Annotated in this window: 1 protein-coding gene; it reads right to left on the bottom strand. The window is 58.6% G+C overall.

Going from position 1 to position 290, the window contains the following annotated elements; all coding sequences use genetic code 11:
• A partial coding sequence (locus tag AC1RPR_RS08735; RefSeq protein ID WP_481763559.1) for an RtcB family protein occupies positions 1-290 on the bottom strand: 290 nt, incomplete at both ends.

Below are 290 nucleotides of genomic sequence, written 5' to 3'. Positions count from 1 at the left end.
GGCCAGCGCCGTGCGAACACGAGCAATAAGCAGCCTCATGACCTTTGCCACAGACGATGAAGGATTTCGCGCCCATCGAACCCGGGATGATGCCAAGCTGGCCTTTCTGCGCAGACACTGCACCTTTCCGCGTCACCATCATCGAACGACCATCGTGACTTTCTCGCGACAGGTAGTTGTGGTGACAGTTGATCGCCTGATCGACGAGCGTGAAGGCCGGGAGCTTGCGACGCAGTGCCCGGATCACGAGCGTGAGCATGAAATCACGGTTCAGGCGTGCGTATTCCTGC

Source organism: Dellaglioa sp. CoH-57-MRSF-22 (genome assembly GCF_056781895.1).
The sequence above is the reverse complement of the archived record's forward strand: the minus strand, read 5'-3'. Positions and strand labels throughout refer to the sequence as shown.